The 12,061-nt window shown below is 35.6% G+C and carries 14 protein-coding genes, 1 pseudogene and 1 other annotated feature; of the genes and pseudogenes, 5 read left to right on the top strand and 10 right to left on the bottom strand.

Features of this window, described 5'->3' with window-relative positions; genetic code table 11:
• Nucleotides 1–229: 229 nt before the first annotated feature.
• Together ACTYA4_RS02245 and ACTYA4_RS02240 are read right to left on the bottom strand one after the other, a co-directional pair.
• Entirely contained in the window at nt 230–454 is a 225-nt protein-coding gene (locus ACTYA4_RS02245; RefSeq protein WP_443482658.1) for a hypothetical protein, read from the bottom strand.
• 149 nt (nt 455–603) lie between these two features.
• A complete protein-coding gene (locus ACTYA4_RS02240; RefSeq protein ID WP_443482657.1) occupies nt 604–1,074 on the bottom strand; it encodes a YxiG family protein in 471 nt (156 codons plus the stop codon).
• Nucleotides 1,075–1,501: 427 nt separating this feature from the next.
• Nucleotides 1,502–1,774 (top strand) — a binding site (T-box leader).
• 216 nt (nt 1,775–1,990) lie between these two features.
• Between ACTYA4_RS02240 and ACTYA4_RS02235 the strand changes: the two genes are divergently transcribed.
• From ACTYA4_RS02235 to ACTYA4_RS02225, 3 genes and pseudogenes are all read left to right on the top strand, one after another.
• On the top strand, nt 1,991–3,319 hold the full coding sequence (locus ACTYA4_RS02235; protein ID WP_443482656.1) for an amino acid permease: 1,329 nt from the start codon (nt 1,991–1,993) through the stop codon (nt 3,317–3,319).
• A 16-nt stretch (nt 3,320–3,335) separates the two neighbouring features.
• A pseudogene (locus ACTYA4_RS02230) lies at nt 3,336–3,425 on the top strand (hypothetical protein); the annotation flags it as partial.
• Between the two features lie 260 nt (nt 3,426–3,685).
• A complete protein-coding gene (locus ACTYA4_RS02225) occupies nt 3,686–4,123 on the top strand; it encodes a YfmQ family protein (protein WP_443482655.1) in 438 nt (145 codons plus the stop codon).
• A gap of 116 nt (nt 4,124–4,239) precedes the next feature.
• Here ACTYA4_RS02225 and ACTYA4_RS02220 read toward each other — a convergent pair whose 3' ends face one another.
• Entirely contained in the window at nt 4,240–4,581 is a 342-nt protein-coding gene (locus tag ACTYA4_RS02220; RefSeq protein ID WP_443482654.1) for a hypothetical protein, read from the bottom strand.
• A gap of 100 nt (nt 4,582–4,681) precedes the next feature.
• Nucleotides 4,682–4,819, bottom strand: a complete 138-nt coding sequence (locus ACTYA4_RS02215) for a hypothetical protein (RefSeq protein WP_443482653.1) — start codon at nt 4,817–4,819, stop codon at nt 4,682–4,684.
• Between the two features lie 286 nt (nt 4,820–5,105).
• On the opposite strand from ACTYA4_RS02215, the gene ACTYA4_RS02210 reads away from it, so the two are divergent.
• Nucleotides 5,106–5,342, top strand: a complete 237-nt coding sequence (locus ACTYA4_RS02210; protein ID WP_443482652.1) for a helix-turn-helix domain-containing protein — start codon at nt 5,106–5,108, stop codon at nt 5,340–5,342.
• 138 nt (nt 5,343–5,480) lie between these two features.
• Nucleotides 5,481–5,975, top strand: coding sequence for a competence protein ComK (locus tag ACTYA4_RS02205; RefSeq protein WP_443482651.1), 495 nt, complete (start codon nt 5,481–5,483; stop codon nt 5,973–5,975).
• 230 nt (nt 5,976–6,205) lie between these two features.
• On the opposite strand, the gene ACTYA4_RS02200 is transcribed toward ACTYA4_RS02205, so the two are convergent.
• The 6 genes from ACTYA4_RS02200 to ACTYA4_RS02175 form a co-directional block, all read right to left on the bottom strand.
• Nucleotides 6,206–7,183, bottom strand: coding sequence for a DUF4179 domain-containing protein (locus tag ACTYA4_RS02200; protein ID WP_445505454.1), 978 nt, complete (start codon nt 7,181–7,183; stop codon nt 6,206–6,208).
• A gap of 4 nt (nt 7,184–7,187) precedes the next feature.
• The gene (locus tag ACTYA4_RS02195; protein ID WP_445505453.1) at nt 7,188–7,724 is read right to left on the bottom strand and encodes a sigma-70 family RNA polymerase sigma factor; all 537 of its coding nucleotides are present in this window, start codon (nt 7,722–7,724) and stop codon (nt 7,188–7,190) included.
• Nucleotides 7,725–8,124: 400 nt separating this feature from the next.
• Nucleotides 8,125–8,667 (bottom strand): GNAT family N-acetyltransferase, encoded by a 543-nt coding sequence (locus tag ACTYA4_RS02190; RefSeq protein WP_443482648.1) that lies wholly within the window; start codon nt 8,665–8,667, stop codon nt 8,125–8,127.
• 32 nt (nt 8,668–8,699) lie between these two features.
• Complete coding sequence (locus ACTYA4_RS02185) at nt 8,700–9,725, bottom strand: LLM class flavin-dependent oxidoreductase (RefSeq protein ID WP_443482647.1); 1,026 nt, start codon at nt 9,723–9,725, stop codon at nt 8,700–8,702.
• A gap of 18 nt (nt 9,726–9,743) precedes the next feature.
• On the bottom strand, nt 9,744–10,592 hold the full coding sequence (locus ACTYA4_RS02180; RefSeq protein ID WP_445505452.1) for a MetQ/NlpA family ABC transporter substrate-binding protein: 849 nt from the start codon (nt 10,590–10,592) through the stop codon (nt 9,744–9,746).
• Nucleotides 10,582–11,943: an LLM class flavin-dependent oxidoreductase gene (locus ACTYA4_RS02175; protein WP_445505451.1), complete on the bottom strand. Its 1,362-nt coding sequence runs from the start codon at nt 11,941–11,943 to the stop codon at nt 10,582–10,584. The genes ACTYA4_RS02180 and ACTYA4_RS02175 overlap by 11 nt, the downstream gene beginning before the upstream one ends.
• Nucleotides 11,944–12,061: the final 118 nt, after the last annotated feature.

Raw genomic sequence — 12,061 nt, 5'->3', positions numbered from 1 at the left:
ATTTCTCAATTTTAATACTGAGAAATTTGGCTTTTTGATATTGTAATTTCCTAAGCGTTGTAAATCCGCGTTTATCTTAACTTCGATGTGAGAACTATTGGAATATCAATGATTCTCACATTATTTACATGTATTCAATGTAAATATTGGTTTACAAAGGTATGATCATTTTTTGATGCCTTGTTCAAGTAATGGGCACCCGTTAATCAAATAAGTACTTTCTCTTTTGTTACTGAATATCATCTGTACTCTGTGCGTTTTTCTCCACTATAACTATACTATAAGAAACATTAAGTTTATCCCAAACCCAAGCTTGAAAAATCTCGTCTATTACTTTCTTTACTTTTGTATCATCCATAGCCTCGTCAATACCTAATTTCTCAAAAGTGAATGTTTCTGTTTCCATTGAATCTTTATATTTTGTACCAACTGAAAAAGTAACTGTTTTACCCATTTATATATCCTCCTGTGGCATTAGCACACAATCTACTGAAAGTAGCAGGCATTCGCCTCGGTACTTTCATGAAAAAACTACAAAAGAAAAATGGATCAATTTTCTTTAGCTGTTTTTACTTTTTAGGAGCTTATCGGACAGCCCTTTTTTTATTTATTAAATTTTTCTATAAACTTTTTAAAGCTAGAAACCGTATTTCCCATATTCTCATCTGAGAAATTAGTATTAATTTTTTTTAGGTCATATTTAATATTATTTATTATTATTGTTGTTGCTTCAATAAATAGAGAGGAATTCCAAATTAAAATATAAAAATTAGCATTAGCATATTGGTTTTGTGCCCATTCTTTATCTTCTTTAACATCCACAAGAGCTAATTTTCCAATGCCTTTAGGTAAATAACTAATTTCGGTTAACTCTAAATACCCTCCATATTCACCAAATGAAAAACGATTTTCTCCTTCTTCATTTAAGAAGAAAAAAGCTGCTACTCCTTTAAATATAATTTCATTAATTATATTATCATCCTTTAGCTTTAAAGTTATTTTGTGATTTAACACATCAAATTGTATCTCGCTTAATACACAACCCCAAAAGTCATTTAAAACGCGCTGTTCCAATATTTTATCTCCTTCCTCTAAGAATGTGTTTAATTTGCTTATACGATTTTCTAGATTGATTTACATGGGTGCGTCTTTTATCATTAATCATGTTACCATATCTATCAAAGGATCCCCATTTAGTATGGCTAACTTTATAGTATGCCTTACTTCTACCACCTGAACCTTTATTCATTGCTCTGACAGTATAGCTATGTTTTTTCCCATCTGGAATGGTTGCTTTCCAACCGTTACCCTTGGTTCTGCCAATTCCACCATGTCTCTTCGCAACTATAAACAACAAAATTTTGGAAAACAACCTTTAAAAAAATAGATGCTAAAGCAGCTTAAGGGTAAGATTGTTCTCTTGTTAGAGACTTCCTTACCCTTTTGTTAACTGTGACCTTGACAAGGCTCAATAAATAAAATATTATTTTAATATTATAATTGATACGCGTTGAGTGGGAGTAGTAAAAGATTGATTCATTAGGTTTAGAGAGCTGCGGGATGGTGAAACGCAGTCCAATGACACTTTGAACTTGTTCAGGAGCGGTAAAGTAGTAAAAGATAAATAAAAGGCTTTGTTTATCTTTTACTACTTTAACGATTAACCTTCGTTACTAGGTTTTAGTACAATTACATGTACTAGCAAAGCTGAATTCTAATACGTTAGAATTAATAAGAGTGGTACCGCGGTAAGTCAAATCTCATCGTCTCTTATCTTATATATTTATATATAAGATAAGAGACGGTGTTTTTTTATTTTAATATCAGAATTTATATCTGAAGTTAGATGAATGTCTAGCTCCGGCGCCTATCCCCTGTGAAAAATACCCCTTTGCATCTAAAAGTAAAAAGCACTTTTCGAGTCAAATGAACATTTTTCTTCGGGGCTGAGCAAGGCGCCTGCGCTTTTCTTATTTGGAAGGAGAAAAAAATGAGTACAGAACAAAACAAATCATTAAACCGTACCATGACAACACGACATATTATGATGATGGCATTGGGCGGCGCAATCGGAGCAGGATTATTTAAAGGGAGCAGTGTAGCAGTCGATATGGCTGGTCCTGCTGTATTAATTGCCTATCTCTTAGGTGGCCTCATCTTGCTATTTATTATGCAGGGCATCTCTGATATGACAATTAAAAATAGACAAGCAAGAACATTTCATGATCTGATCAAACCTGCTATTGGATCGTACCCAGCTTATTTCTTAGACTGGATTTATTGGAAAATGTGGGTATTAAACATTGCTGCAGAAGCGATCGTTGCTGCTATCTTTTTACAATACTGGTTTCCACAGTACCCTATTTGGGCATTGGCTTTAATTATTTCCGTTGCTGTTACAGTAGTAAATTTATTATCTGTAAAAATATTTGCAGAAACAGAGTATTGGCTAGCTCTTCTTAAAATCAGTGTCATTATTATTTTTATTATTGCAGGTTTATTTTTAATGTTTGTTACTACCGGCAGCCATGAAGCAGTTGGTGTATCTAATTTAACCAAACATGGTGGTTTCTTCCCTAATGGAATAGGCGGTTTAGTTACAGCTATGTTAGTGGTTATTTATTCTTATGGTGGAACAGAATTAATTGGCGTGACATTAGGAGAAACGAAAAACCCTGAAAAGGTCATACCGAAAGCTGCCCGCGGTACATTAACACGCATCGTTACTTTCTATCTACTGCCATTTTTTATCATTGTCAGCCTTATTCCTTGGAATCAAGTAAATAAGGCAGCAGAAAGCCCATTTGTTACGGTCTTTCATTTATTAGGCATTCCTTACGCTGCTGACATCATGAATGGTGTTATCTTATTAGCACTTATTTCATCCATGAATTCAGGTTTGTATGCATCGTCTCGCGTTATTTACACACAAGCAATAGATGGCAGCATTGCAAAGATATTCAGCAAACTATCGATAAGAAAAGTACCAACGTATGCCATTTTACTATGTACTTCTTCCCTTTATATCGGTGTACTTATTTCTATTATTGCAGGGGAAAATACATTTAATTACTTAATGGGTTCATTAGGATATACTGTTCTTTTCATTTGGTTAATCATTGCTTCTGCTCATTTTAAATCAAGGATAAAACAGCATAGTACGGAAAAAAGAAAATTTCCAATCACGACACTTATCGCGATTATTTTCCTATTAGCCATTTTGGTTGGTGTTATTATGACAACCAAAATAATCATCACCAGCATAACACTAGTTATATATCTAGCGATTACTGCTTTTTATTTTATAAAAAAGAAATAACGAAACCAATTAATAACTTAGCTTTATGACGCCAAATGACAAGAGGTATGCAGAATTAGATAAGAGGTTTAATGAGCTAACGAAGGAAATGAAAGAGCTTTTGTGACAAATCGACTTTTTACAGAAGTATTTAAAAAAGGCTTTATATACAAATTATGGAAATCTTGTATATAAAGCCTTTTTTTCTTGCAAAAAATATACTTATAGACAAAGTAGACTTATTTTATCAAGTTGCTGTTAATGTTCAACAAATTCTGAGGCATTTTTGGGCATCACTGTAACCAAAAATTAGTAAAATCCCTGTTACTGTATCATCCCCTATGATATATTAATAACATGTTAATATATCATAGGGGATGAAGAAAAATGACTTGGACGGTTTTTATTGCAACCATGATTGTATGCATAATTAAAGTATTAATGACCTGCCTACCAACAGGTATTGTGGAGAAGCTGCTCCGCAAATATGCCATACATGCTACACTAACCGAAGAAAATTGTACGATAAGCATTGATGGAAAACAGTTGAAAGGCGAAGAAAAAAGGAATCTGATCCACTCCTTTAACGAAGCTTCCTTTTTAGAAAAATATATGATCTTTAAAGGCTATAATGAAGATGTCTATTTACATCCTGAGAATGGCGGAACTCCAATCATGATCAACACAAAACAAGGCAGAAAAAACATAATAGTATTAGTGTTCCGCTACAATGACCGTGTAGATATCGTTAAACAATATAAAAGAAAGATTGTCGCCTACAGCGCCCTTTCTGATGCCCTGCAAAAGAAGACAATGTCTGTCTGATTTTGATTTTGGAGTGTTTTAAAGACTGGCAAGCCTCCTCGTTCGTACCTCACTTCGGGGTCTTGTCAGCCTGTTTTTCCGCAGGAGTCTCGCAGATTCCCTTCCTATAAACAACCTTATCGTTTAACAGAGCCAAGAATAAAGATCGATTTCCGTTTCGGTGAATGTTTTGCCCAACACTGGTGGAATGCCTCTAATACTTTTTTCGAAAATGATTCTTCTTCACCTTTTTTCCTTATCACGCCATACTTCAGCCTAGTTTGATAAGTTGTATCATAAAGCTGCACAGAATTTTCTACATCCAACTCAATAAAGAATTGTACTTCTATGCCATCCATATTTTTGATCGATACGAGATAATTTCCAAATTCTTCAATTAGAACCTCGTTCATATATCCCTTTTGCTCACATTCATGTAAAAATTCTTGATATATTTTTATAAATTTATTTAAATCCATTTAGCTGCTACACATCCTTTCCTAAATAATTAACCATTTTTCAACCCCATAAAATAAATCCACATATGGCAGCATCTCTAGAATGAAAATGGCGAAATGTTCACTTTGATTGTGATTCTATCCTTTTTACACTATATGCAACATAATAAACGAAAAGAAGACTTTCATGAGCAGGGTGAAGTTTTTTTCTTATCGGAGTATACTGTTCTACTAAACTTTCAAAACTAACAAGTTCCATTGTCTTATCCTTCTAGAAAAGCGCTTTTCTTGTTATTACTAGGTACCATCAATGTACTGAAAAAAGCCAAAACTCCCTGCCAACAACCAAAAAACCCTCAAGAAACTGCAAGAAACCGAGAAAATTCTCTGCTTAAAATCGGGACAACGGTTGACTAAGAATAAATCACTATGTCTCAAGACCTGTTTTTGTATAATTGTTCACAAATTGTCAACAATTTCAATCCACTAGAATGTAGAAATTATGACTTTATCATTAGATAATATTGGTAAAGGAGGAGGATATAGTGAAAAAATATGTATTCACAGGGGATCCACTGAGATCAGCTAGAAAGAAAAGAAATTTATCGTTGACAAAGCTTGCAGAAAGGGTGAATATTACACCAAACCACTTAGGAAAAATTGAACGGGGACAAGCAAATCCATATTTTCTGACGATTATTGTTTTATGCATAGAACTTCGGCTGGATCCTATTGAAAGTTTACTAAAAAGAAAGAAAAAATCAGATGACAATGAGGACTAATCCATCTTTTATTTTCTGAATTTTCAAAACTGAGAATCTATACGGACTTACTACACCTCAAGATCGCCATCCATTTCAGGCATACATTCTACAAATATCAACAAGAAAAAATTAAATAAAACAAAGGAGCATGATTCAATGAGCGCTAGTTTATCCGATTATGAAATTAATGAAAAAACAATGGCACTAATTCCCGCGTTCCACCATGCATACGACACAATCGTAATCGAAACAAACCGAAAACTGTATGTAAAAAAGACAGCTCTGCAGTTGATCCAAAAAGCAGCAATTAGAGGCGGCTCTGACTACAGAGGCCGCAGAGTATATGTCATCTACCTCCTTGGAGCCAAACACAAACTACCTATTCCTATCGATGAAGCAAAGCAGATTTACGCCTTCCCAACCAAGTCGCCAAGCCAGATTAACTGCTGTTGGATTTTCTACCACCATGTAAAACATATCCAAAAACCAACGAAACCCACACCAAGAGAATACCACTCCATCATTGTTTTTAAAAACGGCCAGGAACTCCTAAGAACAGAATCCACCTTCATCCTAGAAAAACAAATGTATCGAACGTGGATGTGTATTCAGGATTTAAGTGGAAGATCCATTCAATGCTCCACTTATTAACATATTCATGAGAGAGGTTTTTAACGAGATTTAAGAAAAAAGAGCTACCCATTGGGTGCCTTAATCTAGTGCCTGTCCCAGTACATTAACTTATTAAAGTGTTACCGCACCGGGTTCAGGCACTCATATTATAATAAATTCTGCCCATCTCTTCTGCTATAAAGAATCCTAATTATCATAACAGTTTTCTCTTCCTCGGCTACGGTATAAAATACAATAGCCTTCATCATTTACTTAATTGGAATAGATACTTCGCTCAGCTTGTTACCGTTAGAATCAAAAGGAACTAAATAATAGTTGTTATCTTTAAGTGAAAGTCCATTAAAACGTACGACCGACACAGCACCTACATCATTAGAAGTAAAACCTGACCTATGTCCCTCTTCCTTTCCTTCCTCAGATTGGATGTTAAAATAAATATCTTCACTCTTACTTTGTGATAAATCATAATAAACAGTTGTTGAAATTGGCGTTGTCACTACTTTTTGAATGATAACCGTTTCTCCATTACTTAACTTTATTGGTTTATTCATTTCAAACGTTTTTTTCTCTGCTAATATCTTTGCCTGTGAAACTTCAACATGAAAAGTCCAAGGCTGTTCAATCACTTTGTCAAAATTCCAATTGTCATAGCTGATTTCAATTTTAACATCTTCTGTGTCAATGTCTTGCTTTAAATCAATATCGTTATAAATCGTAAACATTGTATTATTTATCTCAATAGACTGTCCTCCTGTTGTGAACGTATAATCCTTGCCGTTGATCTTTACTTTTGGGGTAATACTTGTCTGATAGTCAAAGTCTACATTGTCTGCTGGTTCGAATGTGGAACTTAAAAATAATTGTCGGTCATCCAACATTACTTCATTTAAAGTTAATTTACCGAGTTCATTTTCAGCCGTTTCCCTAATAGCGGTTTTATAGGATGAATAATTAAGATCTTCATTTGAATTGATATATTTTTCAATCACTTCGCCTATAAATGGCACGCTTGCGATCGTTTCTTTATTAATTGTCAGCGATAAGCTAAGCACACAAACAGCGGCAGTCGCAACACCTGCTCTCATCCACTTTTTCTTCGGTTTTCTTAAAGAAAGTTTATTTTTTGCTTGCTTTAACACTCTTTTTTGTTCATTTTTTGACAGTGGTATTTCCTCAAATTCACTTACATCTAAATTGACATTATTAAGCTCTTTATAAATAGACATACCATTACACCTCATTTTTTAATAATATGCTTTTTAATTTCTTTCTTCCTCTAGATAGCTTATTATGTACCCAGGATTCCTTAGCTTGAAAATGAGTGGCAATTTCTCTGGAAGGTACACCCTCTACATAATATTTTTCAAAAATAGTCCGCTCCACATCAGATAGTTCATTTAACATGCTTTCCATATCGAACATACATGGTTCTAAAACCGATTGACCTGATATTTTATCTTCCCATTCAAATTTACTTGCATATTTCTTTTCTTTTTCAGCCTTTCGGACATAATCAATCGCTCTGTACTTAGCAATAGCGGCAATCCACTGCTTAAATTCATTTTTAGCAGGGTCAAATGAATGAATATGAAACCAAATGGAAACTAATACATCAGCCAAACATTCCTCGATGTCCTGCTGATTTCCTTGAAGATATTTTCGAATAATAGCATTAAGCAGCCCTCCATATGTTTGGAGTACAAAATTAATACTCTCTTCATTTTTTAACTTTATATGTTGCACAACATTTTCTTCTAAAACACGCAACTCGGTCCCTCCTCCTTCCTTGATTATTCAGTAACTGATTAGTAATACGTTTTTTATGATTCAATCCTATCAAAATTTTTAAAAAAAGAACGACAGATAAAAATCTCTATCGGTAAGTACAATTATTAGGCAATTCATAAAGTATATATTTTTGTTGCTTGAATTACTCCATTTAGTTTTAAAAACTTTACACCATTTCACCTGATAAAATGCGAAAAGCAGTGAGATTTCACTTGCGAAATCCACTGCTTCTATACTTGTTTTTATATATGCTTTTTCTTATGCGGGTACTCTATCTGTTAATAATAGACAAACTTTGAGGTGTTTCGGGGTGTCCCTGCGACCTAGAGTAATCCCATCCAAAAAGGCAATACCCACGACTTGAGCATTGCCTTTTTCCTTACCGATAAGAAATCACGAAATTTAAATCTTCATCCTTTTCCTTCACTAAATGCGGATTCAGGATTTTTCTCATATACGTGCCTTCACCATTTTCACCGTAATACAATTTGCCAACTCGTTCGTATCCTCTCCGCAAATACAAGTCGATTAACCAAGGATGATCCTCCGACGTATTACATGTTATTCCTGGGGCTTTCAGCGTATCTCTTGCGATTGTTTCTTCTATATACGTTAAAACAGTAGCAGCAATCCCTTGATTTTTGTAATCTGGATCGACCGCTAACCACCAAAAATATGGATAACTAAACGGGACATTCGGATCATTCCACGGAAACTTTAATGTAACCGTTGCGACGATATTCCCGTCTTTTTCTGCGATATAAGTTGTGTTTTTCGTAATATTTTCTTCTACAAATGATAAACTTGCCGTTGCTGCTGGAAAAGGTAAGCCGAGTTTACGAATCGGCTCATATGATCTGTGCGACAACGATAACAAGCTTTTTGCATCTTCCAAAGTAGCGACGCGATACGTTAATGTCATAATTGTTCCTCCTTTAATACGTTAATGATACCTTATACTTGCGAAAAATGCCCTAATGAAAAAGCATCTGCTAATTGCGCATAAGAATAACGTCTTTTCTCATAATTTTTTAAAGGAGTATGAATAATAAATTCCGTTACATCATATTTTGTCGCAAGCGCACGAATTTTCTCCGCAACTTGCGCCTTCGTTCCTTTAATCACGTGCTTCGCCTCTACTAATTCAATCGTAAAGGACTCATCTGTTTCCGCACGATATGCTTCTGCGTTTTTCAAATTACTAATCGTTAGAACTTTGCCATTTTCAAAGTGAAGCTTCACTGTCTCTAATTCACTTGCGAGTCGTTCCGCCTCCTCTTCAGTATCTGCCACCACAACCGTAACTGCAAGCGAAAGCGATCCTTTTTTATGCCATTTCTCTTCATACTTCTCTTGGTATGCTCGTATTGCTTCATCTAATGTATCCGGATCTCCATTTACAAATTGAGCGAACACGTAAGCCAAACCTAACTCTGCAGCAGACACTGCACTTGAAACACTGGCACCCAACTGATACAACGGTATTTTTGTTGTTGGTCGGGGGTAAGCTTTTACTCCTGATAAAGGATCGTCAGTAGATAAAGTATCATATAAAAAATCCTTTAACTGCTGCGTTTTTTCAAAAAGAGATTCATTCTTTTCAGCGTTTATCCCTTGCAGTGCCTTCGTTGCTCTCGGCAAACCACCTGGTGAGCGCCCAACTCCTAAATCAACACGGCCTGGTGCAAGGTTTGCTAGCACTCCGAAATTTTCTGCGACTTTATAAGGACTATAGTGCTGAAGCATCACGCCCCCAGATGCTACGCGAATATTGCTCGTGACAGCTAGAATATAAGCAATTAAAACTTCAGGAGAAGTACCCGCCACTTCATTTGTATCATGATGCTCCGCCACCCAAAACCGATGATACCCTAAAGACTCCGCTAATTTGGCAAGCGAGATCGTTTGAGATAAAGCTTCACTTGCTGTATCACCGTGACCAATAATACTTTGATCCAAAATACTAAATGTAGGTTGCATGTTACTATCTATCCCTTCTTATTTTACAAAATTATTTTCATAGTCTTTGATCACTTCATCAATAGGACGAGTAACATGGATAAAATTACCTTTATATTTTTGATCGATAAACTCTCTTACTTCTTTAGAATGGAAGATTTCTGCCACTTTCTTTAATTGCGTATTATCTTGATTTTTCTTCTTTGTCGCAATGACATTTATATATGGCGTTGCTTGTTTATCCTCATGGAAAAGGGATGTACTTAAAGGATAGCCTGCTTGCAATGCTGTGCCATTAATAATAACTGCCGCATCGACATCATCAAGTACACGTGGCAACGTCGCACTTTGCATTGGCGTAATTTTTATATGTTTCGGATTTTCTTTGATTTTATCGTCTCCGCCTTTTCCATCAAAATCATCCTTCAGCTTAATTAATCCTGCACTTTGCAATAAAACAAGTGCGCGAGGCCAGTTACTATCATCATTAGGAACTGCGATTTCTGCTCCATCTTTTAAGTGCTTCAGATTTTTTATCTTTTTAGAATAAATGCCAAGTGGTGCAATTATAGTAGAACCGACGGGAACTAGATCCTGATTTTTAAGTTTATTCCAGCTATACAAATATGCCATATGTTGAAATGCATTTGCGTCCACTTCACCATCTGCCGTTAATTGGTCAATGTCTACGTTCCCAGTAAGTACTTTGACATCAATCTCAATATTTTGTTTCTTCGCTCTTTCTTTTACAAAATTCCATAGATCTAACTGCGCTTCTGTTGTTCCTATCACAACTGGCTTATCTTCTGAACTACTTTTACTTGAGCAAGCCGATAAGGATAGTAGGGATATAATTAAAAAAATAATAGCTAACTTTTTAAATTTCATTTGTCTTTACCTCACTCTGTTTGTTTGTAGTCTGTAATGGAAATGGAATGCCAAAATGTTCTCTTAGCGTATTCCCTTCATATTCAGTGCGGAATAATCCTTTTTCTTGTAACAATGGTACTACTTTGTCTACAAATTCATCTAAGCCGTCTGATAATAATGGCGTCATGAGCATAAATCCATCTGCGACACGCCCTTCAAACCAACGAATCAATTCATTTGCAATTTGTTCTGGTGTTCCTACTAGCGCATCGATCTCTTTACTGCCAGTTAACCAAGAATATAACTCTCTTAGTGTTGGATTTGCACTAAGTAAATCTTTTTGGAATCTTTCTCTAAATTCATAACGAACGCCCTGTAACGTATCTAAACCAAAAGACAATGCCGGTTCATTTGCACTTGCTCCGTGGAAATCAACCTTCCCATGAAAGTAATCTTGTAAAAATAACAGTACTTGTTCATCGGTAATGAGCGCATCTAGATCTGCTTTCTTTTGTTTCGCTTCTGCTAAGGTGTCTCCGATAATAGGCGATATTGCTTGTAGAATATATACATCGTCCGGATTCCTACCTGCATCTGCAATTTGTTGTTTTATATTTTTATAAAACAGTTGACCTTTTTCATAATCGAATTGATGGGTAAATATAACGTCTGCAGATCTTGCTGCGAGTCGCTGACCAGCTGGAGATGAACCTGCTTGAAAAATCACGGGTCTACCTTGTGGCGATGGACCAATATTTAATGGGCCTTCCACTTGAAAGAATTCTCCTTTATGATTCAGCGTATGTAATTTACTACGATCATAAAATGTAGCTGTCTCTTTATTTTGAATAAAGGCATCTTTTTCCCACGACTGCCATAGACCAAACACAACGTCTAGAAATTCTTCCGCTCTTTCGTAACGATAATCATGTTCATAATGTTCTTGTTTACTAAAGTTCCGTGCCGTGTTGCCAGATAAATCTCTTGTCGTGACAACGTTCCAGCCAGCGCGACCTTTACTAATATGGTCAACAGAAGCAAAAAGTCTCGCTTGGTTAAATGGTTCAATGTAAGACGTAGAAGCTGTCGCAACAACGCCAATTTTCTTCGTTGCATTTGCGAGTGCAGTAATCAACGTAATTGGTTCAAATCTGTTGAGGATATTTGGATGCGATTCACTATTAATGGCTAAACTGTCCGCGATAAACGCAACATCAAACTTCCCTTCCTCTGCTTTTTTCGCAAGATCTTGATAGTAGTCAATATCAATACTAGCATTACGTTTTGCATGTGGGTGACGCCATGAAGCAATGTGCATCCCTGTTCCTACCAAATAAGCAGCAAGTTTGATTTGCCTTGATTGTGTCATATTTTCTTAACCTACTTTCAATAGATTAGTATTGTTCAGGAGAAGGCTTTCCAATTCTCCTAATTTAGAAAAGTTGGGGGATGAAAATAAGAAGAGAAAGACTCGTATGAGAGTACAC

The sequence above is a fragment of the Niallia yueguangensis genome (genome assembly GCF_052663115.1).
This window is presented reverse-complemented; position numbering and strand designations above follow the sequence as displayed.